The sequence below is a fragment of the Pseudomonas sp. KCJK9111 genome, assembly GCF_046231935.1.
Taxonomy (GTDB): domain Bacteria; phylum Pseudomonadota; class Gammaproteobacteria; order Pseudomonadales; family Pseudomonadaceae; genus Aquipseudomonas; species Aquipseudomonas parafulva_B.
This window is the reverse complement of the sequence record NZ_JBJJMO010000003.1, coordinates 79,181-102,585: the sequence shown is the minus strand read 5'-3', so window position 1 is coordinate 102,585 and position 23,405 is coordinate 79,181. Positions and strand designations below refer to the sequence as shown.

The 23,405-nt window shown below is 61.6% G+C and carries 30 protein-coding genes; 12 read left to right on the top strand and 18 right to left on the bottom strand.

Features of this window, described 5'->3' with window-relative positions; genetic code table 11:
- Nucleotides 1-158: 158 nt before the first annotated feature.
- Nucleotides 159-1,166: a nucleoid-associated protein YejK gene (gene yejK, locus ACK59L_RS02415; RefSeq protein WP_023533422.1), complete on the top strand. Its 1,008-nt coding sequence runs from the start codon at nucleotides 159-161 to the stop codon at nucleotides 1,164-1,166.
- On the opposite strand, the gene ACK59L_RS02410 is transcribed toward yejK, so the two are convergent.
- The gene (locus ACK59L_RS02410; RefSeq protein ID WP_230375190.1) at nucleotides 1,147-1,482 is read right to left on the bottom strand and encodes a GIY-YIG nuclease family protein; all 336 of its coding nucleotides are present in this window, start codon (nucleotides 1,480-1,482) and stop codon (nucleotides 1,147-1,149) included. The two genes, yejK and ACK59L_RS02410, sit on opposite strands and share 20 nt — an antisense overlap.
- Nucleotides 1,483-1,518: 36 nt before the next feature.
- Here ACK59L_RS02410 and ACK59L_RS02405 point away from each other — a divergent pair, with 36 nt between their 5' ends.
- A complete protein-coding gene (locus tag ACK59L_RS02405; protein ID WP_409271626.1) occupies nucleotides 1,519-2,391 on the top strand; it encodes a hypothetical protein in 873 nt (290 codons plus the stop codon).
- On the opposite strand, the gene ACK59L_RS02400 is transcribed toward ACK59L_RS02405, so the two are convergent.
- The 12 genes from ACK59L_RS02400 to ACK59L_RS02345 all read right to left on the bottom strand — a co-directional run bounded on the left by ACK59L_RS02400 (nucleotide 2,370) and on the right by ACK59L_RS02345 (nucleotide 12,287).
- Nucleotides 2,370-2,855 (bottom strand): nuclear transport factor 2 family protein, encoded by a 486-nt coding sequence (locus tag ACK59L_RS02400; protein WP_144964393.1) that lies wholly within the window; start codon nucleotides 2,853-2,855, stop codon nucleotides 2,370-2,372. The genes ACK59L_RS02405 and ACK59L_RS02400 overlap by 22 nt on opposite strands.
- A 75-nt stretch (nucleotides 2,856-2,930) precedes the next feature.
- The gene (locus ACK59L_RS02395; RefSeq protein ID WP_409271624.1) at nucleotides 2,931-4,211 is read right to left on the bottom strand and encodes a CynX/NimT family MFS transporter; all 1,281 of its coding nucleotides are present in this window, start codon (nucleotides 4,209-4,211) and stop codon (nucleotides 2,931-2,933) included.
- Nucleotides 4,212-4,332: 121 nt separating this feature from the next.
- Nucleotides 4,333-5,379, bottom strand: coding sequence for a histidinol-phosphate transaminase (gene hisC / locus ACK59L_RS02390; protein WP_409271622.1), 1,047 nt, complete (start codon nucleotides 5,377-5,379; stop codon nucleotides 4,333-4,335).
- A 2-nt stretch (nucleotides 5,380-5,381) separates the two neighbouring features.
- The gene (gene hisD, locus ACK59L_RS02385) at nucleotides 5,382-6,707 is read right to left on the bottom strand and encodes a histidinol dehydrogenase (RefSeq protein ID WP_058604419.1); all 1,326 of its coding nucleotides are present in this window, start codon (nucleotides 6,705-6,707) and stop codon (nucleotides 5,382-5,384) included.
- 126 nt (nucleotides 6,708-6,833) lie between these two features.
- A complete protein-coding gene (gene hisG / locus ACK59L_RS02380) occupies nucleotides 6,834-7,469 on the bottom strand; it encodes an ATP phosphoribosyltransferase (protein ID WP_058604418.1) in 636 nt (211 codons plus the stop codon).
- A 121-nt stretch (nucleotides 7,470-7,590) separates the two neighbouring features.
- A complete protein-coding gene (gene murA / locus ACK59L_RS02375) occupies nucleotides 7,591-8,856 on the bottom strand; it encodes a UDP-N-acetylglucosamine 1-carboxyvinyltransferase (protein WP_196136162.1) in 1,266 nt (421 codons plus the stop codon).
- 23 nt (nucleotides 8,857-8,879) lie between these two features.
- Nucleotides 8,880-9,119 (bottom strand): BolA family protein, encoded by a 240-nt coding sequence (locus ACK59L_RS02370; RefSeq protein WP_019471361.1) that lies wholly within the window; start codon nucleotides 9,117-9,119, stop codon nucleotides 8,880-8,882.
- Nucleotides 9,120-9,236: 117 nt separating this feature from the next.
- Nucleotides 9,237-9,542, bottom strand: a complete 306-nt coding sequence (locus ACK59L_RS02365) for a lipid asymmetry maintenance protein MlaB (RefSeq protein ID WP_058637507.1) — start codon at nucleotides 9,540-9,542, stop codon at nucleotides 9,237-9,239.
- A complete protein-coding gene (locus ACK59L_RS02360) occupies nucleotides 9,539-10,186 on the bottom strand; it encodes a phospholipid-binding protein MlaC (RefSeq protein ID WP_023533395.1) in 648 nt (215 codons plus the stop codon). Before ACK59L_RS02360 ends, ACK59L_RS02365 begins: the two co-directional genes overlap by 4 nt.
- Nucleotides 10,187-10,195: 9 nt before the next feature.
- Entirely contained in the window at nucleotides 10,196-10,681 is a 486-nt protein-coding gene (gene mlaD, locus ACK59L_RS02355; RefSeq protein WP_023533426.1) for an outer membrane lipid asymmetry maintenance protein MlaD, read from the bottom strand.
- A complete protein-coding gene (mlaE, locus tag ACK59L_RS02350; RefSeq protein ID WP_058604415.1) occupies nucleotides 10,681-11,478 on the bottom strand; it encodes a lipid asymmetry maintenance ABC transporter permease subunit MlaE in 798 nt (265 codons plus the stop codon). Before mlaE ends, mlaD begins: the two co-directional genes overlap by 1 nt.
- On the bottom strand, nucleotides 11,478-12,287 hold the full coding sequence (locus tag ACK59L_RS02345) for an ATP-binding cassette domain-containing protein (protein ID WP_023533446.1): 810 nt from the start codon (nucleotides 12,285-12,287) through the stop codon (nucleotides 11,478-11,480). The genes mlaE and ACK59L_RS02345 overlap by 1 nt, the downstream gene beginning before the upstream one ends.
- 247 nt (nucleotides 12,288-12,534) lie before the next feature.
- On the opposite strand from ACK59L_RS02345, the gene ACK59L_RS02340 reads away from it, so the two are divergent.
- From ACK59L_RS02340 to ACK59L_RS02295, 10 genes are all read left to right on the top strand, one after another.
- On the top strand, nucleotides 12,535-13,509 hold the full coding sequence (locus ACK59L_RS02340) for a KpsF/GutQ family sugar-phosphate isomerase (protein WP_058637505.1): 975 nt from the start codon (nucleotides 12,535-12,537) through the stop codon (nucleotides 13,507-13,509).
- Nucleotides 13,510-13,520: 11 nt separating this feature from the next.
- Entirely contained in the window at nucleotides 13,521-14,045 is a 525-nt protein-coding gene (locus ACK59L_RS02335) for an HAD family hydrolase (RefSeq protein WP_027913745.1), read from the top strand.
- Nucleotides 14,046-14,053: 8 nt separating this feature from the next.
- Nucleotides 14,054-14,626: an LPS export ABC transporter periplasmic protein LptC gene (gene lptC, locus ACK59L_RS02330; RefSeq protein WP_028687057.1), complete on the top strand. Its 573-nt coding sequence runs from the start codon at nucleotides 14,054-14,056 to the stop codon at nucleotides 14,624-14,626.
- Nucleotides 14,613-15,137 carry a lipopolysaccharide transport periplasmic protein LptA gene (gene lptA / locus ACK59L_RS02325; RefSeq protein WP_023533341.1) on the top strand — a complete coding sequence of 175 codons (525 nt, stop codon included), beginning with the start codon at nucleotides 14,613-14,615 and terminating at the stop codon, nucleotides 15,135-15,137. The genes lptC and lptA overlap by 14 nt, the downstream gene beginning before the upstream one ends.
- On the top strand, nucleotides 15,138-15,863 hold the full coding sequence (gene lptB, locus ACK59L_RS02320) for an LPS export ABC transporter ATP-binding protein (protein WP_058604413.1): 726 nt from the start codon (nucleotides 15,138-15,140) through the stop codon (nucleotides 15,861-15,863).
- A 175-nt stretch (nucleotides 15,864-16,038) separates the two neighbouring features.
- Complete coding sequence (locus ACK59L_RS02315; protein ID WP_409271616.1) at nucleotides 16,039-17,532, top strand: RNA polymerase factor sigma-54; 1,494 nt, start codon at nucleotides 16,039-16,041, stop codon at nucleotides 17,530-17,532.
- An 81-nt stretch (nucleotides 17,533-17,613) separates the two neighbouring features.
- Nucleotides 17,614-17,922, top strand: coding sequence for a ribosome hibernation-promoting factor, HPF/YfiA family (hpf, locus tag ACK59L_RS02310; protein WP_196136160.1), 309 nt, complete (start codon nucleotides 17,614-17,616; stop codon nucleotides 17,920-17,922).
- Nucleotides 17,923-17,934: 12 nt separating this feature from the next.
- Nucleotides 17,935-18,399, top strand: a complete 465-nt coding sequence (ptsN, locus tag ACK59L_RS02305) for a PTS IIA-like nitrogen regulatory protein PtsN (RefSeq protein WP_027913742.1) — start codon at nucleotides 17,935-17,937, stop codon at nucleotides 18,397-18,399.
- A 2-nt stretch (nucleotides 18,400-18,401) separates the two neighbouring features.
- Nucleotides 18,402-19,256 carry an RNase adapter RapZ gene (gene rapZ, locus ACK59L_RS02300; RefSeq protein ID WP_023533444.1) on the top strand — a complete coding sequence of 285 codons (855 nt, stop codon included), beginning with the start codon at nucleotides 18,402-18,404 and terminating at the stop codon, nucleotides 19,254-19,256.
- A gap of 19 nt (nucleotides 19,257-19,275) precedes the next feature.
- Entirely contained in the window at nucleotides 19,276-19,548 is a 273-nt protein-coding gene (locus ACK59L_RS02295) for an HPr family phosphocarrier protein (protein WP_145130048.1), read from the top strand.
- A gap of 85 nt (nucleotides 19,549-19,633) precedes the next feature.
- Here the strand turns inward: ACK59L_RS02295 and ACK59L_RS02290 are convergent, their stop codons facing one another.
- From ACK59L_RS02290 to ACK59L_RS02270, 5 genes are read right to left on the bottom strand one after another with little or no spacing between them, the layout of a single operon-like run.
- Nucleotides 19,634-20,521 (bottom strand): ZIP family metal transporter, encoded by an 888-nt coding sequence (locus ACK59L_RS02290; RefSeq protein WP_409271716.1) that lies wholly within the window; start codon nucleotides 20,519-20,521, stop codon nucleotides 19,634-19,636.
- An 11-nt stretch (nucleotides 20,522-20,532) separates the two neighbouring features.
- A complete protein-coding gene (locus ACK59L_RS02285) occupies nucleotides 20,533-21,144 on the bottom strand; it encodes a superoxide dismutase (protein WP_058604408.1) in 612 nt (203 codons plus the stop codon).
- Between the two features lies 1 nt (nucleotide 21,145).
- Nucleotides 21,146-21,574, bottom strand: coding sequence for a hypothetical protein (locus ACK59L_RS02280; RefSeq protein WP_100852174.1), 429 nt, complete (start codon nucleotides 21,572-21,574; stop codon nucleotides 21,146-21,148).
- Between the two features lie 27 nt (nucleotides 21,575-21,601).
- Nucleotides 21,602-22,978: a class II fumarate hydratase gene (locus ACK59L_RS02275; protein WP_409271612.1), complete on the bottom strand. Its 1,377-nt coding sequence runs from the start codon at nucleotides 22,976-22,978 to the stop codon at nucleotides 21,602-21,604.
- Nucleotides 22,953-23,372 carry a hypothetical protein gene (locus ACK59L_RS02270; RefSeq protein ID WP_058637550.1) on the bottom strand — a complete coding sequence of 140 codons (420 nt, stop codon included), beginning with the start codon at nucleotides 23,370-23,372 and terminating at the stop codon, nucleotides 22,953-22,955. The genes ACK59L_RS02275 and ACK59L_RS02270 overlap by 26 nt, the downstream gene beginning before the upstream one ends.
- Nucleotides 23,373-23,405: the final 33 nt, after the last annotated feature.

The window sequence follows — 23,405 nt, the reverse complement described above, 5'->3', positions numbered from 1 at the left end:
GCCGCCCCTGATTTAATGCAGGTTTTCAGGCCCTACTGATGAAAACACCGCGAATTTGAGCAAAAAACCGCCAACCTTCATTTCTGCTACGATCCGGCCACTGAATCACCGAGCGTCTGAGGTAAACTTCAGCGCTTTTGCAGCTGGCCGAGAACCCCATGCCAATCCGACATTGCATCGTTCACCTGATCGACAAAAAGCCCGATGGCAGCCCTGCCGTGCTGCACGCACGCGACGCCGAGCTGGCAGCCTCCGACGCCATCGAGAATCTGCTCGCTGACCTCAATGACAGCTACAACGCCAAGCAGGGCAAGGCCTGGGGGTTCTTTCACAGCGAGTCCGGTGCCTACCCGCTCAGTGGCTGGTTGAAGCAGTACCTGGATCAGGAGCAGGATTTCACCGCCTTCAGTCGGCTGGCCGTGGAGCACCTGCAAAAGCTGATGGAAGAATCCAACCTGTCCACCGGCGGGCACGTGCTCTTTGCGCACTATCAGCAAGGCATGACCGAGTACCTGGCCATCGCACTGCTGCACCACAGCGAAGGCGTTGCCGTGAACGCCGAACTCGATGTCATGCCCTCGCGGCACCTGGACCTGGGTCAGTTGCACCTGGCGGCGCGCATCAACCTTTCGGAATGGAAGAACAACCAGAACTCCAAGCAGTACATCTCGTTCATCAAGGGCAAGAATGGCAAGAAAGTCTCGGATTACTTCCGTGACTTCATCGGGTGTCAGGAAGGTGTGGACGGGCCGGGCGAGACGCGCACGTTGCTCAAGGCGTTCAGTGACTTCGTGGAAAGCGAGGACCTGCCCGAGGCCTCTGCCCGTGAAAAAACCCAGACACTGGTGGACTACGCCACCACGCAGACCAAGCTGGGCGAGCCTGTGACGCTCGAAGAACTGTCCAGCCTCATCGATGAAGATCGGCCCAAAGCGTTTTACGACCATATCCGCAACAAGGACTACGGGCTGTCACCGGAGATTCCTGCCGATAAGCGCACCCTCAACCAATTCCGTCGCTTCACCGGCCGTGCCGAAGGGCTGTCGATCAGTTTCGAGGCCCATTTGCTGGGTGACAAGGTGGAGTACGACGAAGCGGCTGGCACCTTGATCATCAAGGGGCTGCCCACAACGCTCGTGGATCAGCTCAAGCGTCGCAAGGACTGACTGCACCGCATGCAGGTTCGGCGTTGTAGGAGGACACCAGTGCCTCTTTCGCCGACTTGCGCAGGCGCTTGACCAGCCTTTCCTGGCGCAAGGCTTCGCCTTTGTCCGGCCACCGCTCCACGTAGACCAGGGCCTGGGCAGGGCTGGTCTTGAAAAAGCGTGCACCCTGGCCTTTGCAGTGCGCCTCGAAGCGCCGCCGCGGGTCATCGCTGATGCCACAGTAAAGCGCGCCATTGGCCGCCCTGACCAGGTACACATACCAAGGTTTTATTACCTGATCCGGCACGTTTTCACTCACCACAACGGCTGTATCCATCATTAACTTCATGAGCCCACTCGACGAGGGCTCATCATGCTCCATTTACAGATTCGTTCACTGCTGGCCACTGCGGTACTCGCTGCAACCGCCAGCGCACAGGCTTCGATTGGCGCCCAGACCGCCGCCCGCATGCAGGAAAACTATAACGCCATCCCCACCCAGTGCGAGGGCAATGCCGTGCCGGCCCATGCCTGCTCTGGCGTCTTGCTGAGGTCCACGCGTCCATCCCAGCACTATCACACCTGGCATCATAGCCAGAACAGCAAGGACAAAGGTGGTGTTTCGTTTTCCTACCTGCGCAGTGACTTGCCGACCACTGGCCTGGCCGCCGATGGTCGCAGTGGCTTCACCTTGTATCCGCTGTTGCAGCGACCCGCCGGCTCCCTGCGCTATGAAATGCTCTGCGCATGGCCCACCGATGGCGACACATGGGAACGAGACAACCGGGGATGCGGTGACAATCGACAGACACCCGAACGTGAAGCGGCCTGCCATGAGCAAGGCGTGCATACGGCCGAAGACTGGATCGCACGCTTCAGGCTGACCGGCGACTATAAGCGCCAATGCGCCTTCGACATACGCCGGGCGCGCGTACCGGAACGTGCACAAGCCTTCCACCAGACCCTGCGCGCGCAACGACTGTTTGCTGACGAGCTGCCCTTTGTCTGGAACGAGATAGTGATCGGCGCTTGGGATGAAGCCCGCGCGAGCGAGCTGCCCATCCAGTCATTCTTCTACATCGACGGGGAGTACGGTGCCCTGGAGCAAGCTCAAGCTGATCAAAAAGACTGGCACCGCACCCATGGCGGCTTCATACCCGTGATCAAGATACAGCTACCCTGGCAGGCCGGCGAGCGTGCCACGTTCACCTATCACGAGCCTGATCAGGCGGTCGCCGCCCCTTGAGCGTGCTGGTACGCCCGCAAGCCCTTGAATGCCTGGTGGCGTACTTTCGCTTGCAGCCAGGGTGTCCAGCCCAGCAGCAGCCCTGGCGCACCCAAGGCCTGGCGGGACCAGGCCCACAGGTCGAAGTTGTCTTCATGCCGGTGTATCAGCCCATCGCGGATTTCAAAACGTGCCTGGATGGTGTTGACCACGCCTCGTCCGGTCTGGGCGAAAACGTAAGTGGCAATCCATTGCGCCGAACCACCGCGCTCATCGGCACGCACGTTGTCGTAGCGCAGGGAGAAATCCTTGGCGCGCCGGGTCAGCATCCGCCACATGTCGCCGGCGTCCTTGCCACGCAGCGTGCCGAAGACCGGATCACTGAACACCACGTCATCGCTGTAACAGGCGACCATGGCCTGGGCATCAAGCCGCTGGAAAGCCTGGTAGAAACGGGTGATCAACTCGCGGTTGGCATCGCTCATCAAAGGGGCTTCCTGAGGGTGAAAACCGCACGATAATCTGCCTCGCCGGGTTACGCCAGTACCACCGCGAAGCTATCAGACCTTCTCGCTGGTAACCTGCACATGCAACGCGCGCCCGGCCCCCAGGCCGAACACGATGGCCCCTGCACCGAGCACGGCAAACACCCAACCCAAAGCATTCCAGCCTCCGGTCAGGTCATGCACCAGGCCCACGGCGAACGGGCCCATCGACGCCAGCGTGTAGCCAACGCCCTGAGCCATGCTGGAGAGGTTCGCCGCCACATGCGCATCCCTTGAGCGCAGCACGATCAAGGTCAGTGCCAGGGCAAACGTGCCGCCTTGGCCCAGGCCCAGCAGCACTGCCCAGCCCCACAGCCCCGACAAGGGGGCGTAAAGGCAGCCGAACAGTCCGCAGAGGGTCACCAGCATGACCACCACGATCGCCAGGCGCTGATCACGCCCACGGGTTGCCAGCCAAGGTGCTGCAAGCGAGCTGACCAGTTGCATGATCACCGACCCCGACAGCACCAGGCCCGCCTGGGTTGGGCTAAGGCCGCGGCCAATCAGAATCGAGGGCAGCCAGCCGAAGACAATGTAGGCGAGCGAGGACTGCAGCCCCATGTACAGGGTGACCTGCCATGCCAGCGGATCACGCCAAAGGCCATGCACGCGATAGGCGACCTTGTGCACGCCATGACCGTTGCGCGCCTGCGGCAGCCATACCAGCATGGCCAGCACGGCCGGTAGCATCCAGAACCCCAGTGCCGGGGCCCAGTTGTCACCCAACGCGTGCGCCAACGGCACGGTCGCCCCCGCCGCCATCGCCGCCCCCAGGCACAGCGCCATGGTATAGACGCCGGTCAGCGTGCCGGCATGCTGTGGAAAGTCGCGCTTGACGATACCCGGCAGCAGTACACCGATGATGCCGATACTGGCACCGGCCACCAGGCTGCCCAGAAACAGACCTGTCGTGCCCAGGACACTGCGCAGTACGATGCCCAGCGCCAAGGTCGCCAGAATGCCCAGCACCACCCGTTCGCTGCCCAGACGGCGCGCCAGCATGGGCGCGAGCGGCGCGAACAGGCCCAGGCACAGCACCGGCAATGTCGTCAGCAGGCCTGCCTGCGCTGCGCTGAGCCCCAGCCCGTCGGAAACCTGCCCCAATACCGGCGCCATGCTCGACAACGCAGGGCGCAGGTTCAAGGCCACCAGTACCAGGCCGAGTAACAGCAGCCAGGGCTTGTGCCTGACCGGCGGCTGGGGCTGTACCTGCTCGTCGTCCGCCTCGGCGTCGATGAGCAACGGGTCGCGGTCAGGATCCACTGCGGAGGTTTTGGGCGTTCTAGGTTCAGGCATTGGTAACTCGTGTCAGAAGGCGAGCAAGATCAGGTGCGTCGCCTGGTCCGCACTCGTGGTTCGATAACCTTGAAAAAGACATTCGCCATGACCCTTGCGGGACATGGCGAACGCAACGGCGTCAGACCAGGGCGTCGAGCAACGCCTGATTCATTTCAGGAGTGCCAATGGTGATGCGCAGGAACTGATCGATCCGCGCCTGCTTGAAGTGACGCACGATCACCCCTTGCTCGCGTAGCCGGGCCGCGAGGGCGGCGGCATCGTGTTGGGGATGGCGGGCGAAGACGAAGTTGGCTGCCGATGGCAGCACCTCGAAGCCACGCGCTTGCAACTCGCCCACCAGCGCTTCGCGACTGTCGATCACTTTCTGGCAGGTCTGCTGGAAATAAGCGCGATCGGCGAATGCCGCTGCCGCACCGACGATGGCGGCGCGGTCCAGCGGGTAGGAGTTGAAACTGTTCTTGATCCGCTCCAGCGCCTCGATCAGGTCCGGATGACCTACCGCCAGGCCCACCCGCAGGCCGGCCAGGGAGCGCGATTTCGACAGGGTCTGGGTGACCAGCAAATTGTCGTAACGGCTTACCAGGCTGATCGCCGTCTGACCGCCGAAATCGATATAGGCCTCATCGACGACCACCACCGAATCCGGGTTCTGCTGCAACAGTTGCTCGATGGCCTGCAACGGCATCAGGCAGCCAGTCGGCGCATTGGGGTTGGGGAAAATGATGCCGGCATTGGGCTTGCGGTAATCCTCGACGCGAATCTGGAACTGCTCGTCCAGGGGCACCTGCTCGTAGGCAATACCGTACAGCCCGCAATACACCGGATAGAAGCTGTAGCTGATGTCTGGGAACAGCAGAGGTGCATCGTGCTGGAACAGGCCATGGAAGATGTGCGCCAGCACCTCGTCCGAGCCGTTGCCGACAAACACCTGGGCAGCGGTGATGCCGTAGTAGTCCGCTACCGCCTGCTTCAGGTGATCGCCATTGGGATCAGGGTAAAGGCGCAGGCTGTCGTTGATTTCACCGCGCATGGCTTCGAGCGCCTTGGGCGACGGGCCATAGGGGTTCTCGTTGGTGTTCAGCTTGACCAGTCGGGCAAGCTTGGGCTGCTCACCAGGGACATAGGGCACCAGCGCCTTGACGAACGGGCTCCAGAATCGACTCATGTTCAGTTCCCCTTCTCGGTAGTCAGAATGCGGTATTCGGCGCTGCGCGCGTGGGCGGTCAGCGACTCGCCGCGGGCCAGCACGGAGGCCGTGCGCCCCAGTTCGGAAGCGCCCTGCTCCGAACAGAAGATGATCGATGAACGTTTCTGGAAGTCATAGACCCCCAGCGGCGACGAGAAGCGTGCAGTGCCGGAGGTGGGCAATACATGGTTCGGGCCCGCGCAGTAGTCACCCAGCGCCTCGCTGGTGTGACGCCCCATGAAGATGGCGCCGGCATGACGGATGTGCGGCAGCCACGCCTGTGGATCTGCCACTGACAACTCGAGGTGCTCAGGCGCGATACGGTTGGCCACTTCGATAGCCTGCTGCATGTCGCGCACCTGGATCAATGCACCCCGCCCATTGACCGACTTCTCGATGATGTCGGCCCGCTCCATGGTCGGCAGCAGCTTGTCGATGCTCGCCGCGACGCGGTCGAGGAAAGCGGCGTCCGGGCTTACCAGGATGGCCTGGGCGTCCTCGTCGTGCTCGGCCTGGGAGAACAGGTCCATGGCGATCCAGTCAGGATCGGTCTGGCCGTCACACACCACCAGGATCTCGGAGGGGCCGGCGATCATGTCGATCCCGACCTGCCCGAACACATGACGCTTGGCCGTGGCGACATAGATGTTGCCCGGGCCGACGATCTTGTCGACCTTGGGTACGCTGGCAGTGCCATAGGCCAGGGCAGCCACCGCCTGGGCGCCACCGACGGTGAACACCCGATCGACACCGGCGATACAGGCCGCGGCCAGCACCAGCTCGTTGACCTCGCCACGCGGTGTGGGCACCACCATGACCACCTCGCCCACACCCGCCACCTTGGCTGGAATGGCGTTCATCAGCACGGATGAGGGGTAGGACGCCTTGCCGCCAGGCACGTACAACCCGGCGCGATCCAGCGGGGTAACCTTCTGGCCCAGCACCGTGCCATCGGCTTCGGTGTACTGCCAGGAGTCCTGTTTTTGCCGCTCGTGGTAAAGGCGCACGCGCTGGGCGGCTTTTTCAAGGGCCGCACGCTGGGTGTCGGTGATGCGGGTCAGTGCGAGCTCAAGCCGCTGACGATCGAGGATCAAGTCCTGGATGGAGTCGGCTTGCAGACCATCGAAGCGCTGGGTGAACTCTACCAGGGCGTCGTCGCCGCGCTCGCGCACAGCCTTGATGATGTCGAGCACGCGCTGGTTGACCGCCTCATCGGACACACTCTCCCAGCTCAGCAGATGATCCAGATGTCGGGCGAAGTCCGGGTCAGCAGCGTTGAGACGGGCAATTGCAGTGGACACGGTCATGGCGAGGGCCTCGGTTGATAGCGAATGCTCAGGCGCCCTAGGCTACCAGTCCATCCGCGCGGGCACCTGAGAAAAGTGGCTATGACGCGGATAGACGGGCGCGACAGCGAAGGTCGCGCGCAGAAGTCAGCCGCGGTGTCGCGATTCGACCGCTTTGCGCAGGGTGTCGATCAGGCTTTGGATGCGGGCGTGCTGCATTTTCATGGAGGCCTTGTTGACCACCAGGCGGGAACTGATGTCGGCGATCATCTCCTGGGGTTCCAGGCCGTTGGCACGCAAGGTATTACCGGTATCGACCACGTCGATGATCTTGTCGGCCAGGTTGATCAGCGGCGCCAGCTCCATGGAACCGTACAGCTTGATGATGTCGACTTGGCGGCCTTGCTCGGCATAATAACGTTTGGCCACGTTGACGAACTTGGTGGCCACCCGCAGACGCCCCTTGGGCTCTGGCGCACCGACCACCCCGGCCGTCATCAGCTTGCAGCGGGCAATCTGCAGGTCCAGCGGTTCGTAGAGACCTTGGCCGCCGTACTCCATCAGCACGTCCTTGCCAGCCACGCCCAGGTCGGCGGCGCCATGCTCGACATAGGTCGGCACGTCGGTGGCACGCACGATCAGCAAGCGCACGTCGTCCTGCGTGGTGGGAATGATCAGCTTGCGGCTCTTGTCCGGGTTCTCGGTGGGTGCGATACCGGCTTCGGCCAGCAACGGCAGGGTATCGTCGAGAATTCGGCCTTTGGAAAGCGCGATGGTCAGCATTGGAACGTCAGTCCTTAAGCGGCTACTGCTGGCCAGGTCAACGACCTGGCGGCATTCAATTCATGAGGCGCAGGCAGGGCAAGCGAGGCTGCAAGCCTTCCTACACTGCGCCAACGGGCTCCTAGCCCGGAACGCGACGGATCTTCGCGCCCAGCATCTGCAGTTTTTCCTCGATGCACTCGTAACCACGGTCGATGTGGTAGATGCGATCGATCAGGGTGTCGCCCTCGGCAACCAGGGCCGACAGTACCAGACTGGCCGATGCGCGCAAGTCGGTGGCCATGACCGGGGCGCCCTTGAGCGCATTGACGCCAGTGACGATGGCCGTGTTGCCCTCGACCTGGATCTGCGCGCCCATACGGTGCATTTCATAGACGTGCATGAAGCGGTTTTCAAAGATTGTCTCGATGACAGCGCCAGTGCCTTCGGCGATGGCGTTGAGCGAGATGAACTGCGCCTGCATGTCGGTCGGGAACGCAGGATAGGGCGCGGTGCGCAGGTTGACAGCCTTGGGCCGCTTGCCGTGCATGTCCAGCTCGATCCAGTCCGCGCCGGTGTTGATATCGGCACCGGCTTCCTTGAGTTTTTCCAGTACGGCTTCAAGGATGGTTGGATCGGTGTCCTTGACCTTGACGCGGCCACCGGTCACGGCAGCGGCGACCAGGTAGGTACCGGTCTCGATACGGTCGGGCATGACCCGGTAGTTGGCCGAACCCAAACGCTCCACGCCATCGATGGTGATGGTGTCGGTGCCCGCGCCCTGCACGTTACCGCCCATGGCATTGATGAAGTTGGCCAAGTCGACCACTTCAGGCTCGCGCGCGGCGTTCTGCAACACGCTGCGGCCTTTGGCCAGGGCTGCGGCCATCATGATGTTCTCGGTACCGGTCACGCTGACGGTATCGAAGAAGAAGTGCGCACCACGCAGCCCGCCTTCAGGCGCCTTGGCCTTGATGTAACCGGCTTCGACTTCGATCTTTGCGCCCATGGCCTCCAGGCCGCGGATGTGCAGGTCGACCGGGCGTGAGCCAATGGCGCAACCGCCGGGCAAGGCCACTTCGGCTTCACCGAAGCGGGCTACCATGGGGCCGAGCACCAGGATCGAGGCACGCATGGTCTTGACCAGTTCATACGGCGCGACCAGGGTCTTGATGCTGCGCGGGTCGATTTCCACAGCCAGCTTTTCGTCGATCACAGGCTCGATGCCCATGCGCCCGAACAGCTCGATCATGGTAGTGATGTCGTGCAGGTGCGGCAGGTTGCCTACGGTGACCGGGCCATCGGCCAGCAAGGTGGCGGCCAGGATCGGCAGGGCGGCGTTTTTCGCACCCGAAATGCGGATCTCGCCGTCAAGACGAGCGCCACCAGTGATAATCAGTTTGTCCATTTGGAATCTCGCCGCCTTGTGGCTCAGGTGCGCTCAGCCCAAGCTGCGCTGCTGAAAAATTTCATGGTTACCGCATGAATGCTGCCATTGGCGATCCATGGATTGAGGTGGGCGTAGATCGCCTGCTGACGCTTGACCGGGCTAAGGCCAGCCAGCTCGTCGCTGATCACGTTCAACTGGAAGTTGCAGCCTTCGCCTTCAACTTCGACCCGGGAACCCGGCAATTTTTCTTCAAGGAAGCTTTTAACTTCTAGGGCCTGCATGCTCAACCTCAATCGGCGCCCGATGCGCACGGGTCGGCCATCATACAAAAAAGCCCCTCGCCTGCGAAGCCCAACGAAGGGGTTCACTGACCGAGGGGCGATTCTACCGCTAGCGCTTCAGCTCGCCAGCACCTCGTCGAGGTCATAAACCTGGGCGATGTCGCGCATGTCATCAGGCATGCCACGCACCTGGCAACGCTTGCCAGCGGCCTGGGCGTCGCGCAGGAAAGCCAGCAACAGCGACAGACCCACGCTCGTGGAGCGCTCGACAGCCGTGCAGTCGATGATCAACTGCGCGTCACCGCTGGCCTTGATCAGCGCCTGGCCCTGCTTGCGCAGCGCAGGGCCACTGCGGTAGTCCAGCACGCCGGCCAGGCGCAGTACGCCAGGCTCGGTCATGCTTGCGGTGGCGGCCTGGCTCATTTGACAGCCTTTTCCGGCGAGCTGTCGGCGCTCTGCTTGGCCTTGGCCACTTCACCGGCCCAGCCGTCGATGGTCTTGTCCAGGTCGTTGCCGTTGCGCTGCATGGCATCGGCGAACTGGTCACGGAACAGCTTGCCGATGTTGATGCCGTTGACAATCACATTGCGGACCTTCCACTCGCCAGCGATGTTCTGCAACGTGTACTGCACCGGGTATACCGCGCCGTTGTTGCCGGTCACCTTCATGCCAACACTGGCACGCTTGCCATCATCGGCCTTGGCCGGGTCGACCACGATTCCTTCGTTGTTGTATTCGAGCAGGGCATTGCCGTAGAACTGCAGCAAGCTGCGCTTGAAGTTTTCCTGGAAGCGCTGCATCTGCTCAGGCGTGGCCTTGCGCGAATACTTGACGGTCATGATGCTCCTGGAGATACCGTCGGCATCGACCACCGGACCGAGAATCCGATTGAGCGACTCGTAAAACGCATTGGGGTTGGCCTTGTACTGCTGCTTGTTGGCCTTCAGATCACTCAACAACTCGTTGGTGGTGCTCTGGATTACATCGTGGGGCGATTGTGCCGCCACGGCCAGCAAGGGGAAAGCCGCCAGCAGAACCAGCAGGCCACGTCGCAGAATCGATATCATGGAAACTCCTCAGTTGTCCGGTTGCGCGTCTCTGGGTTCCTTGCCAACGGAGTTGAGCAGGAACTTGCCAATCAGGTCTTCGAGTACCAGCGACGACTGGGTGTCGTGAATGGTCGCACCCTCCTTGAGTACGTCTTCCTCACCGCCCACGCTGATACCGATGTATTTCTCGCCAAGCAGCCCGGCCGTCAGGATCGACGCCGTGGAGTCGGTCGGCAGGTTATCCACCGACTTGTCCAGTTGCAGCGTCACCCGACCGGTGTACGAATCACGGTCCAGGTCGATGGCGGTGACCTTGCCGATGGTAACCCCGGCCATGGTCACCTTGGCTCTGACAGTCAAACCGGCGATATTGTCGAAGTAGGCATAAACTTTGTAAGTATCGGTGGCCGGGCTGGCCGATAGGCCACTGACACGCAGGGCCAGCATCAGCAACGCCAGAATGCCGGCCAGGAGGAACAGGCCGACACCGATTTCCAGGGTGCGGTTTTGCATCAGAAATCTCCAAACATCAAAGCGGTCAGAATAAAGTCCAGACCCAGTACAGCCAGCGAGGCATAGACCACGGTCTTGGTAGTGGCACGGCTGATCCCTTCGGACGTGGGCTCGCAGTCGTACCCTTGGAACACGGCAATCCAGGTGGTAACGAAGGCGAACACCAGGCTCTTGATCAGCCCGTTGAGCACATCGTCGGTGAAGGAGACACTGTTCTGCATGTTGGCCCAGAAAGACCCTTCGTAGACGCCCAGCCAGTCGACCGCCACCCACGAACCACCCCAGATACCGACCACGCTGAAGATCAGCGCCAGCAACGGCAGCGAGATGAACCCTGCCCAAAGGCGCGGCGCAACAATGTATTTGAGCGGGTCGACGCCGATCATCTCGAGGCTGGAAAGCTGCTCGGTGGACTTCATGTTGCCGATCTCGGCCGTCAGGGCAGAACCGGCCCGGCCTGCGAACAGCAAGGCGGTCACCACCGGGCCAAGTTCGCGCAGCAGGGTCAGGGCGACCATCTGCCCTACCGCCTGCTCGGAGCCGTACTTGGTAAGGATGCTGTAGCCCTGCAGGGCCAGCACCATGCCGATGAACATGCCCGAGACCACCACGATGGCCAAGGACAGCACACCCACCGAATACAGTTGGCGAGTGAGCAACTGAAAGCCGCCGCCGATGCCGCCGCGCCCGACCAGCGCATGGAACAGAAACAGGCAGGACCGCCCCAGCACCGCCAGCACGTCAATGGCCGAGCGCCCCAGCAGGCGCACACGTTCAAGAATGGATTTCTGACGCATCAGCGCGCCCCCAGCAGGTCGGCGCGGTAATCGGGCGCAGGGAAATGGAACGGCACGGGGCCATCGGGATCGCCTTTCATGAACTGGCGAATGCGCGGGTTATCCGAACCCATCAATTCGTCCGGGGTACCTTGCCCCAGCACCTGGCCATCGCCCACCACATAGATGTAGTCGGCGATGCTGGCAGTTTCTGCCAGGTCATGGGACACCACGATGCTGGTAATGCCCAGGGCATCGTTGAGCAGGCGGATCAGGCGCACCAGCACACCCATGGCGATCGGGTCCTGGCCCACGAAGGGCTCGTCGTACATGAGGATCTGCGGGTCCAGTGCGATGGCCCGGGCCAGGGCCACGCGCCGCTTCATGCCGCCGGACAGTTCGTCCGGCATCAGGTCGATGGCGCCGCGCAAGCCCACTGCCTGCAGTTTCATCAGCACGATGTCGCGAATCATCTCGTCCGGCAGTTGAGTGTGCACGCGCAGGGGGAACGCCACGTTCTCGAAGACATCGAGGTCGGTGAACAGGGCGCCGCTCTGGAACAGCACGCCCATCTGCTTGCGTGCATCGAACAGGTCACTGCGTGAAAGCGCCGGCAGGTTCTGCCCGGCCACCCACACTTCCCCGCTTGCAGGGCGCAGTTGCGCACCCATCAGACGAAGCAACGTGGTCTTGCCGCAACCCGATGGCCCCATGATGCCGGTGACCTTGCCGCGCGGGATACGGATGTCGACATTGTTGAAAATGCTGCGTGAACCGCGTTTGAAGGTAACCCCCTTCAACTCGACCGCGCAGGCGCTATCCACACTCATCTAGACTCCTTGCTAGTGCAGCCCTGTCCTAGTGGACGTCAGCCTTCATCGGGAAGGCACACACCCCGGGCCAGGCCGAATAGCCGCGAACTATAACACCGCTCTGAACGCCGCCCCAAGGCCGTACCGCCCGCTGTTCAGCTAGCCGACAGTGTTTGGGGATATTGCCTACGACAATCGAAAGCGTGAGGGTTTCAATCATTACCGCTATAATCGCCGCCTTTTTATCAGACACTGCTTTTTCGACATGAGCCAATCCAGCGAGCTGATCCAATCCGCCCAGCGCACCCTGCGCCTGGAACTCGAGGCCGTGACGGCCCTGATCGAGCGTATCGGCGACGACTTCGTCAAGGCCTGCGAGCTGATCCTGGCCAGCAAGGGCCGGGTCGTGGTGGTCGGCATGGGCAAGTCCGGGCATATCGGCAACAAGATCGCCGCCACCCTGGCCAGCACCGGCACGCCAGCCTTCTTCGTGCACCCGGCCGAAGCCAGTCACGGCGACATGGGCATGATCACCCGCGACGACGTGATTCTCGCGCTGTCGAACTCCGGCAGCACTGCCGAAATCATCACCTTGCTACCACTGATCAAGCGCCTGGGCATCAAGCTGGTGAGCCTGACCGGTAACCCGGCCTCGTCCCTGGCCCAGGCCGCCGACGTCAACCTTGACGCCAGCGTCGCCCAGGAAGCCTGCCCGCTGAACCTGGCACCCACATCCTCTACTACCGCCTCGCTGGTACTGGGGGATGCCCTTGCCATCGCCCTGCTCGAAGCACGCGGGTTCACGGCCGAAGACTTTGCTTTCTCGCACCCCGGCGGTGCACTTGGACGCAGGCTGCTGCTAAAGGTCGAGAACGTGATGCATGCCGGCGACGACCTGCCCAGGGTCACGCGCGGCACGCTGCTCAAGGACGCCCTGCTCGAGATGTCCCGCAAAGGCCTGGGCATGACCGTGATCATCGAAAACGATGGCACCCTGGCCGGCGTCTTCACCGACGGCGACCTGCGCCGCAGCCTGGACCGCAACATCGACGTGCGCACCGCCTTGATCGAGGAGGTGATGACGGTACACGGCAAGACCGCCCGGGCTGAAATGCTGGCTGCCGAGGCATTGAAAATCATGGAAGACAACAAGATTGGCGCACTGGTGGTGGTGGACGCCCACGACCGCCCCACCGGCGCCCTGAACATGCACGATCTGCTGCGCGCTGGCGTACTGTGAGGAGCTCCACGATGAATCAGGATCTGATGCAACGCGCCAAGGCCATCAAGCTGGCGGTCTTCGACGTCGATGGCGTGCTCACCGACGGGCGCCTCTATTTTCTTGAGGACGGCAGCGAGTTCAAGACCTTCAATACCCTCGACGGGCATGGCATCAAGATGCTGATGGCGTCAGGCGTCACCACCGCGATCATCAGCGGACGCAAGACACCGGTCGTCGAGCGCAGGGCGAAGAACCTGGGTATCGCGCATCTGTATCAGGGGCGCGAGGACAAACTCGTGGTGCTTGACGGCCTGCTCGCCGAGCTGGGCCTGAGCTATGATCAGGTGGCCTACCTTGGCGACGACCTGCCGGACTTGCCGGTCATTCGTCGCGTGGCACTGGGCATGGCCGTGGCCAATGCGGCGCCGTTCGTGCGCGAACACGCTCATGGCGTGACCCAGGCCCGCGGGGGCGAAGGTGCCGCGCGCGAATTCTGCGAACTCATCATGCAGGCCCAGGGCACCCTGGATGCTGCCAACGCCAACTACCTGTAAGGTTGCCCATGTTCAGCAAGAAAGCCAGAAACATCGTGCTGCTCGGGGCCATTGCGGCCCTGCTGGTGGCCGTCGGCTACTGGAACGTCAGCCCGGAGAGTTTCCTGGAGAAGCCAGTCGCCCAGGTCGACGAAAGCGCCATCGACTACTACGCCATTAACGCCCACAGCGTCCAGTTTCTGCCCGATGGCAGGCTCCAGTACGAAATGACCGCCGACAAAGTCGAACATCTCAAGGCCAGCGAGGTCACGATGTTGACCACGCCGGACTTGCACCTGTACCGCGGCACGGCGTTCCCGTGGCACGTACAAAGCACCCGCGCCGAGGTCAACCCCGATGGCAGCGAGGTCGAGTTGATCGACAATGTGCGGGTTGCCCGCACTGACGAACAGAAGCGTGAGACCATCATCACCAGCTCGCGCATGACCGTGTTCCCGCAGAAGCAATATGCGCAGACCGAGCAAGCCGTTAGAATCGACGGCGCCGGTGGGACGACCACGGGCAAAGGAATGAAAGCGTACCTGAAAGAAGGCAGGATGGACCTGCTCTCTAACGTAAGAGGACAGTATGAGGCTCGTTAAAACCCTCCCCCTTTTGCTCAGCCTGAGCGCAGCACTGGGAAGCGCGAGCGCCCTCGCCCTGCCGAACGACCGTGACCAGCCGATTCGCATCCAGGCCGACAATGCGCACCTGGACGACAAGAAAGGCGTGGCCACCTACACCGGTGACGTGATCATCACCCAGGGCTCGATGATGATCAAAGGCAACACCGTGACCATCACTCGCACGAACGGTGGTGATATCGACGTGGTTACCTCGGTGGGCAACCTGGCCTACTTCGAGCAGCAACAAAGCGCGTCCAAGGCGGACAAGATGAAAGGCTGGGGCGTTACCATCCAGTACCAGGCCCAGAAAGACCTGGTGGTACTCACCGACCGAGCCAAGGTGGAGAACGAAGGCAACACCACCGAAGGCGAGAAAATCGTCTACAACACCCAGACACAAGTGGCCACTGCCGGTCGGGGTGGCAACGTAACCACGCCGCGTCAGCGCATCGACATGGTGATCCAGCCCAAGAAGAAGGCCGAGTAAATGGCAACCCTCAAAGCCCAGCACCTGGCCAAGAGCTACAAGGGCCGCCAGGTCGTGCGAGACGTCAGCCTGTCGATCGACAGCGGTCAGATCGTCGGCCTGCTCGGCCCCAACGGCGCCGGCAAGACCACGTGCTTCTACATGATCGTCGGCCTGGTTCAGGCCGATCAGGGGCGCGTGCTGATCGACAGCCTCGATGTCAGCCACCAGCCCATGCACGGTCGCGCCCAGGCCGGTATCGGCTATCTTCCGCAGGAAGCGTCGATCTTCCGCAAGCTGACTGTGGCCGACAACATCAAGGCGATCCTGGAAACCCGCAAGGACCTCGACCGCGAGGGCCAGCGCCAGGCGCTCGAAAGTCTGCTACAGGAATTCCACATCACCCACATTCGCGACAACCTGGGCATGAGCCTGTCCGGTGGTGAGCGGCGCCGTGTCGAGATTGCCCGGGCATTGGCAACCGCGCCAAAATTCATTCTGCTCGATGAGCCCTTCGCAGGCGTGGACCCGATTTCGGTCGGCGATATCAAGCAGATCATTCATCACCTCAAGGCCAAGGGCATCGGTGTGCTGATCACGGACCACAACGTGCGTGAAACGCTCGATATCTGTGAAACGGCCTACATCGTCAACGACGGTCGCCTGATCGCCGAAGGCGATGCCCAGACCATCCTGGCCAATGACCTGGTGAAAGAAGTTTACCTGGGACACGAGTTCAGGCTTTGATCAAGACGCGCGCCTTGGGCACGGACAAAGACGCCCACAAGTTGGGCCAAGTTGTTACAGTGCTCTAGGCAAACGCTACAATTTAAGGCATAAATCTTGCTTGAAATGGCGCCCCGGCGCCCTCGTGTAGTGGAAGGCGCATGTGCGCCGGCGAACAAGGTACAAAGCATCTGCCATGAAACCATCGCTCGTCCTAAAAATGGGCCAGCAACTGACGATGACACCGCAGTTGCAACAGGCCATCCGCCTGCTCCAGCTTTCCACCCTGGACCTTCAGCAGGAAATCCAGGAAGCCCTGGAGTCCAATCCGATGCTCGAGCGCCAGGAAGACGGCGACGACTTCGACAACACCGACCCCATGGCGGATAACGCCGAGAACAAACCCACCAGCGACGTTCAGGACAACAGCTTCCAGGAAACCACTGCCAGCGCCGACAACCTCGAGGACGGCGAGTGGAACGAACGCATTCCCAACGAGCTTCCCGTCGACACCGCCTGGGAAGACATCTACCAGACAAGCGCCAGCAGCCTGCCGAGCAATGACGACGACGAGTGGGATTTCACTACCCGCACGTCGGCTGGGGAGAGCTTGCAAAGCCACCTGCTGTGGCAGTTGAACCTGGCCCCGATGTCCGACACCGACCGGCTCATTGCAGTCACCTTGATCGACAGCATCAACAACCAGGGCTACCTGGAAGACAGCCTGGACGAGATTTGTGCAGGGTTTGACCCCGAGCTCGACATCGAGCTGGACGAAGTCGAGGCAGTGCTGCACCGTATCCAGCAATTCGAACCTGCCGGTGTGGGCGCCCGTACGCTGGGCGAATGCCTGTTGCTGCAACTGCGCCAGCTGCCGGCCAGCACCCCGTGGATGACCGAAGCCATGCGCCTGGTCAGCGACTTCATCGACCTACTGGGAAGCCGCGACTACAGCCAGCTCATGCGCCGTATGAAACTCAAGGAAGACGAGCTGCGCCAGGTCATCGAACTGGTGCAGAGCCTCAACCCCCGCCCAGGGTCGCAAATCGAGTCCAGCGAGCCCGAGTACGTGGTGCCGGATGTGATCGTGCGCAAGGACAGCGAGCGGTGGCTGGTGGAACTGAACCAGGAGGCGGTGCCACGCCTGCGCGTGAACGCGCAATACGCCGGGTTCGTGCGCCGCGCCGACACCAGTGCCGACAACACCTTCATGCGCAACCAGCTGCAGGAAGCACGCTGGTTCATCAAGAGCCTGCAAAGTCGCAACGAAACCTTGATGAAGGTGGCTACGCAGATCGTCGAGCACCAGCGCGGCTTCCTGGACCACGGCGACGAGGCGATGAAGCCGCTGGTGCTGCACGACATCGCAGAAGCCGTGGGCATGCACGAATCGACCATTTCCCGGGTCACCACCCAGAAGTACATGCATACGCCGCGTGGCATCTACGAGCTGAAATACTTTTTCTCGAGCCACGTCAGCACCTCCGAGGGCGGTGAATGCTCGTCCACGGCGATCCGCGCGATCATCAAGAAACTGGTTGCCGCGGAAAATCAGAAAAAGCCATTGAGTGACAGCAAGATCGCTGGTTTACTGGAGGCACAAGGCATCCAGGTCGCCCGTCGCACCGTCGCCAAGTACCGCGAGTCCCTGGGTATCGCACCCTCGAGCGAGCGCAAGCGATTGATGTAGCCCCTGAGATGTGCCACCGCGTTTGTGTGGCAGGTGCAACACCTGCCTCTTTGATGCACGGGCAACAAAAGGAGAAGCTGTATGCAAGTCAATATCAGTGGACAGCATGTAGAAGTCACCCAGCCAATGCGCGATTACGTGCTCGAAAAGCTCGCCCGCGTGGAGAGTCACTTCGACAAGATCACTAACGTGCAGGTCATCATGAAAGTCGAGAAGCTGCAGCAGAAGGTCGAAGCGACCTTGCAGATTCCTGGCGGTGAAGTGGTAGCCAACGCCGAAAACCAAGACATGTATGCAGCGATCGACGCCTTGGCCGACAAGCTCGACCGCCAACTGAAAAAACACAAGGAAAAACAGCAAAGCCTGCTGCAAGGTGCAGCAGCCCGCTGATCCCCCTCATCCATGATCCGACTTGAAACCATCCTGACCCCCGGCCGTTCCCTCGTGAACGTGCCGGGCGGCAGCAAGAAGCGCGCCCTTGAAAAGGTCGCCACCCTGATTGCCGATCAAGTGCCTGAACTTGAAATGCAAGACGTCTTCGAAAAACTGGTGGCCCGCGAAAAGTTGGGCTCTACCGGTTTCGGTAATGGCATCGCCATTCCCCATTGCCGCCTTGAAGGGTGCTCCTCACCGGTCAGCGCCCTTCTGCACCTCGACGCGCCAATTGATTATGACGCGATCGATGGCGCGCCCGTGGACCTGCTTTTCGTTCTGCTGGTTCCGGTTGCGGCCACCGACGCCCATCTTGAACTGCTGCGCCAGATAGCCAGCATGCTCGATCGCAAGGACGTTCGTGATCGCTTGCGTGCAGCCCAGAGCAGCGAGGCCTTGTTCCAGGTCGTCCTGGACGTGCAGAACGAGCATTGAACATGCGCTTGATCATCGTCAGTGGCCGGTCCGGCTCCGGTAAGAGCACCGCCCTCGATGTCCTTGAAGACAACGGGTTCTACTGCATCGACAACCTGCCCGCCGGGCTGCTGCCGCAGTTGGCGGAAAGCGCGTTGCTCAACACCGAGTTGCCGCAGCCCAAGGTTGCCGTATCGATTGACGCGCGTAACCTGCCAAGCCATTTGTCGCGTTTTCCCGAACTGCTTGAACAAGCGCGTGCCCGTCACATCCAGTGCGACGTGCTGTACCTCGATGCCGACGAAGACACGTTGCTCAAGCGCTTCTCCGAAACCCGCCGGCGCCACCCGTTGACCAATGCTGATCGCTCACTGGCCGAGGCGATTCGCGTCGAACGGGATTTGCTGGGGCCGATCGCCGATCTGGCCGACCTCAAGATCGATACCACGCGCCTGAATCTCTATCAGTTGCGCGACTCGATCAAGCTACGCCTGTTGGACAAGCCAGAGCCGGGTACGGCGTTTCTGGTGGAATCATTCGGCTTCAAGCGGGGTATGCCGGTCGATGCCGACCTGGTGTTCGACGTGCGTTGCCTGCCCAACCCCTACTGGAAGCCAGAGCTGCGTGAGCACTCCGGCCTTGAACAGCCCGTGATTGATTACCTCGCCGCCCAGCCGGACGTCGAAGAGATGTTCACCGACATTTCCAGCTACCTGCTCAAGTGGCTGCCACGGTTCGCCGCCAGCAACCGTGCCTATGTCACCATCGCCATCGGATGCACTGGCGGCCATCATCGCTCGGTGTACCTCACCGAACGGCTGGGCCAGTTGCTCCAGCAATCTTTGAAAAACGTCCAGGTTCGCCACCGCGACCTCTAGCCCAAGGATCCGCCAGCTCATGCCCGCCCGCGAAATCACCATCATCAACAAACTGGGTCTGCATGCCCGGGCGGCAGCCAAATTCGTCGGGGTTGCCGGTCGCTTTCCCTGCCAGGTCAAGGTGGGTCGTGCACCGGACAAGCTGGTCGATGGCAAGAGCATCATGGGGGTCATGATGCTGGCGGCGGGCAAAGGCACTCAGGTCTACCTGCATACCGACGGCGAGCAGGACAGTGAAGCCATGGAGGCACTGGTCGAGTTGATCAACAACTATTTCGACGAGGGGGAGTGAACCCTCAGCACGGCCAGCACGCGTTTCCATCGACCGTCGCCAAGTGCGCCACCCTCCTCCTTGCGCCCGCAGTTTCACGGGCGCTTCAGGACAGCGCAGTATCCATCACCATCATCAAGCAGAAACCGATGCACAGCCCCAGGCTGGCCAGGCGGTGATTACCGTGGCTGCGTGATTCGGGGATGATTTCCTGGGTCACGACCAGCAGCATCGCCCCTGCAGCGCAGGCGAGGCCCAGCGGCAAGAGCAGTTGTGCCACATTCACAAGCCAGGCGCAGATAACGGCCGCCACTGGCTCCACCAGACCGGAGGCGGCGCCGATGAGAAAGGCCTTGAAGCGTGACATGCCTGCGCCGGCAAGTACCAGCGCAATGACCAGCCCCTCCGGTACATCCTGCAAGGCGATGCCCATTGCCAGGCTATCGGCGTCTGCCATGCCCCCGCCCGCTGATACGCCTATGGCCATGCCCTCTGGAATGTTGTGGGCGATGATGGCGAATACGAACAGCCACACGCGCGAGGCGATGACCGGTTCGCCAGAGGTCAGCCCTGAGGGTGAGCCTGCCGAGAGTTTCAAGTCCACCAGATAAAGGCACAGCGCGCCTGTCAGCAGGCCCGCGCTGATGAGGGCGCCGGCTCCCCATGCACCAAAGCCGATTGCCTGAGCGGCCTCAAGCCCAGGCACCAGCAGCGAGAAGGCCGTGGCCGCCAACATGACGCCAGCACCAAAGCCTAACAGGGTGTCCGCCAGTGCCACGGGCATGGTGCGAATTGCCAGTACGGGGACCGCACCCAGGGCCGTCCCCAATGCGCATAGCGCGCCGCCCTCCAACGCCCGCAACATACGTGGGTCCAGGTCGAGCCAAGCAAGTGCGCGCGCCACCAACAGCGCGGTGCCGGCCAGTAGCAACAGGGTGCCAAGCGCCAGCCTGAACAAGCGCACGCTGTTGACGGACATCACTTCGGCGCGCATACCTGCCTGGCTCATTTCATGGCATCGAGGTAGCGGCGGTTCACTTGCGCCCAGTCGATGACGTTGTAGAAAGCGCCAATGTACTCAGGCCGACGGTTCTGATACTTCAGGTAGTACGCGTGCTCCCAGACGTCCAGGCCGAGAATCGGCGTATGGCCGTGCATCAACGGGCTGTCCTGGTTGCCGCTGCTCTCGACCACAAGGGTCTGCTGCGGTGTAACGCTGAGCCAGGCCCAGCCACTGCCGAAGCGGGTCAGAGCGGCCTTGGTGAAGGCTTCCTTGAATGCCTCGAAGCCACCCAACTGTGTCTCGATGGCACGGGCTACCTCGCCCTGGGGTTCACCTCCACCACGGGGGGACATCACCGTCCAGAACAGACTGTGGTTGGCATGTCCGCCGCCATGGTTGATCACGGCGCCTCGCATCTTTTCAGGTAACTGCTCGACCGCCGCCACCAGTCTTTCCACAGGCCAGTCGGCCCATTCGCTGTTCTCGACCGCGGCGTTAAGGCCATTGACGTACGTCTGGTGATGCTTGGTGTGATGGATTTCCATGGTCTGCGTGTCGATGTGCGGTTCCAGCGCATCGTAGGCATAGGGCAGTGCAGGCAATGCATGGGGCATGTCAATGGACTCCGTGGGCAGGTTGAAGTGAACAGGCGCTGTGCCGATTGAGCAGGTGCTCGGTGCGCGGGTACTGGCCATGTTCGGCGATGAAACTCAACAACTCGGTATAGGTGCGGGCGCTGTGGCGCAGTGCTGCATCACGCAGCGCCCGTGGCAGGCACACGTCCTGACTGGCCTGTAATAGCCGTTGGTGCACGGCGCACAGGTAATCGGCGCTTTCATGGGGCTGCTGCAGGCGCAGGTGCAAGTCGGCCAGGTTGTGATGCGCAATCACCAATGAGGCCACGGCTTCATCGGCATCCTGCCAGCGCGTGAACAGCACCTGGGCCAATGCCAGGGCCTGGAGGTAGTGTTCGCGAGCGTCCACCAGTTCACCTTGCGAGAACAGGTGATTGGCGATTTGCGTGATGCGTTTCCAGTGCTGCATGACGAGCCTCCAGGGCCATTTCACCCATCAGATACCACCGGCGGTCAGCTTTTCCGGGTTCAGCAAGGCCTGCAACCGATCACGGGAAAGGTCGGTGTGTTCGAGCGCCACATCAATGATGGGGCGCCCTTGCGCGTAAGCGGCCTTGGCGATTTCGGCTGCCTTGAGGTAACCAATGATCGGGTTCAGCGCCGTGACCAGGATCGGGTTGCGCGCCAACGCCTCGTTGAGTTTGTGTTCATTGACCTTGAATGTGGCAATGGCCTTGTCTGCCAGTAACCGGCTGGCATTGGCCATCAGTTCGATGCTTTCGAGCAGGTTACGGGCAATGACCGGCAACATGACGTTGAGCTCGAAGTTGCCGGACTGACCCGCTACCGCGATCGTTGCGTCATTGCCGATAACCTGGGCGGCGACCATGGCGGTGGCTTCAGGAATCACCGGGTTGACCTTTCCAGGCATGATCGAAGAGCCGGGTTGCAAGCCCTGCAGCTCGATTTCACCCAGGCCTGCCAATGGCCCTGAGTTCATCCAGCGCAGGTCGTTGGCGATCTTCATCAGCGCCACTGCCGTGGTCTTGAGCTGGCCGGACAGTGCAACGGCAGTGTCCTGGGAGCCGATTACCGCAAACAGATTCTGGGCAGGGCGAAACGCTACGCCAGTCAGCGCGCTGAGGTGACGGGCGAAGCCGGCGGCGAAATCAGGGTGGGCATTGATGCCGGTGCCTACGGCCGTGCCCCCTTGGGCCAGGGCCTGCAGGCTGGGCAAGGTGGCCTCGATATGTGCCTTGGCCCCGGTGACCTGCGCCGCCCAACCATCGAGCACTTGGCTCATGCGCACAGGCATGGCGTCCATCAAGTGCGTGCGGCCTGTCTTGATATACGGACGAACCTGGACCGACTTGGCTTCGATCACCTGCACGAGGTGGCTTAGCGCTGGCAGCAGTTGCTCGTGAAGCGCCAGGGCGGCGCTGACATGAATGGTGGTCGGAATGATGTCATTGCTGCTCTGCCCGCAATTGACGTGATCATTGGGATTGATCGCCTCGCTTGAGCCCCGGCTGGCCAGCGTTGCGATCACTTCGTTGGCGTTCATGTTGGAACTGGTCCCGGAACCGGTCTGGAACACATCGACCGGAAAATGCACGCTGAAGTCTTCTGCCAGCAGTTGCTGTACCGCCGTGACGATCGCCTGGCCTTGCTGCGCGGACAACTGCTCCAGTTCGACGTTGGCGTTGGCCGCCGCTGCCTTGGCCAGCAGCAGCGCGCGTATGAACTGGGCAGGCATGCGCTGGCCACTGATGGGGAAGTTGTCGACCGCACGCTGGGTCTGCGCGCCGTACAGCGCGTCTGCCGGCACGTGCAACTCGCCCATGCTGTCACGCTCGATGCGGGTATTGGTCATCATCGGATCCTTGCATCAATTCATCGGGGGAAATCGAGGGCAGCAAACGGCAATTGGCCAGTTGCAGGGCATAGGGCTGCCAGCGTTGGTTCTGCTCCTGCCGGTCGAGGTTGCGCAGGATCAACAGTGGCCGCCAGGCTTGATCCAGGCACTGGCAGCGCCAATGCCAAGGCAGCATGCGGTCGCAGGCGGTATCGAGCAGCAGGCGAAAGGACGTCAATGCCACGGTCCAGGGGGACGTTTGGGTGCAGCACACCAGGTAACGCCCTTCCGCCAGGTAATGTTCGATCAGGCGCGGCTCATCGGGCTCGAGGGCACAGCGGATCCGGCGACTGAGCCAGCGCCAGTTTTCGAGATAGGGCAGTTCGCGGAGGGCGGTAGTCATGAACATCATCATCGTGTAGCCGTGAAATGATATTCATTATTA